The organism is Peribacillus sp. P4_C12 (genome assembly GCF_056402095.1).
This window is the reverse complement of the sequence record NZ_JBFUIB010000794.1, coordinates 1-1,356: the sequence shown is the minus strand read 5'-3', so window position 1 is coordinate 1,356 and position 1,356 is coordinate 1. Positions and strand designations below refer to the sequence as shown.

General features: G+C 36.6%; 2 protein-coding genes. Both read left to right on the top strand.

All coding sequences use genetic code 11. From position 1 onward, the window contains the following. Positions 1-673 (top strand): acetate--CoA ligase family protein (locus tag AC1DUW_RS29060; RefSeq protein WP_477644217.1); only part of this gene is annotated, 673 nt, incomplete at its 5' end. A 7-nt stretch (positions 674-680) separates the two neighbouring features. After that, complete coding sequence (locus AC1DUW_RS29055) at positions 681-1,139, top strand: MaoC family dehydratase N-terminal domain-containing protein (RefSeq protein WP_116822223.1); 459 nt, start codon at positions 681-683, stop codon at positions 1,137-1,139. Positions 1,140-1,356 lie beyond the last annotated feature (217 nt).

The following is a 1,356-nucleotide window of genomic DNA, read 5'->3' as shown; positions in this document are numbered from 1 at the left end:
TGAATCTCAAGCAAGTGATATTTTAGAACGCTATCAGATTCCGACAACAAAGCGGGTAATAGCTGAAAATGCAGAAAAAGCTTCCCAACATGCAAACAAAATCGGTTACCCGGTAGTGCTAAAGGTTGATTCTCCAGATATTCCTCATAAAACGGAGGCAGATGCCATTCGATTGAATCTAAAAGATGATCAAGAAGTAAAGAAAGCATTTAATGAGATAAAACGTAATGCACTAAATTATAAACCAGATGCAAAAATCAATGGAATTTCTGTTCAGGAAATGTTACCTGATGGAGTTGAAGTTATTGTTGGTGCGAGTAACGATCCTGTATTTGGACCAGTTATTATGTTTGGTTTAGGCGGAATATTTGTTGAGATTTACAAAGATATTTCGTTTAGAATAGCACCTCTAACGAGAAAAGATGCGCTTGAAATGATTGAAGATATTAAAGGAAAAGCCATTTTAAAAGGGACGCGCGGAAAATCTTCTATTGATATTGAAGCCATCATTGATGTGTTATTAAAGGTTTCTGCTCTGGTTACTGATTATAAAGACTCCATCGAAGAGTTGGATATTAATCCTTTAATAGTTTATGAAAATGGGATCAAAGCGGCAGATGCCATGATTGTAGTAGGAAACAAAGTCGATGATAAAGCAACCATTAGGGGGTAGAAAGCAAATGGATTTGGAAAATTTAAACGGTTTAACGGGATCTGAATTTATATTTGAAGTCGAAAAAAGGCATATACGTCAATTCGCAGAAGCGATAGGCGACCTAAATCCTTTATACGTGGATGAAGAGTATGCTGCAAAAACGTCATATGGCGGCATTATTGCACCACCAACCTTCCCTATAGCAATTGGACAAGATAGTGGAGAAAGCCTTGACTTGGGTCTCGATCAAAGAAGAATGCTGCATGGGGAACAGGAGTTTATTTATAATCGTCCAATTCGACCCGGGGATATCTTATATTGCCAGATGAAAGTATCTGATGTGTACGAACGTGAAGGCAGAAAAGGACCTATGCAGTTTTTGGTACTTGATACAGAAATGAAAGATGAATCTGGAGAGTTGGTTGTTATTAGCAGAACGAATATTATTTACCGTCCTTTAAGGGGCAGTCATTCTCCTGTTTGAAAACATCATCAATTATAAGTGAGAAGCAAATTTCACTTAAATTACGAGCGTTCAAATAATTGTAAGTAAAAGATATCTATTTTTGAAAAATAAGTTGATACCTTATAGCAAGTAGAGTCGATCACAGATTATAAGGGGTGAATAACCATCCGAGCCAGAAGGATAATTTGCCACTGAAAGGAGGAATTGAAAATGTTGATTTATGAAGGTTTATATG

Bases quoted from the DNA above. Each gene is read 5' to 3' on its own strand.
- AC1DUW_RS29055 (WP_116822223.1), top strand. From the start codon at position 681: ATGGATTTGGAAAATTTAAACGGTTTAACGGGATCTGAATTTATATTT.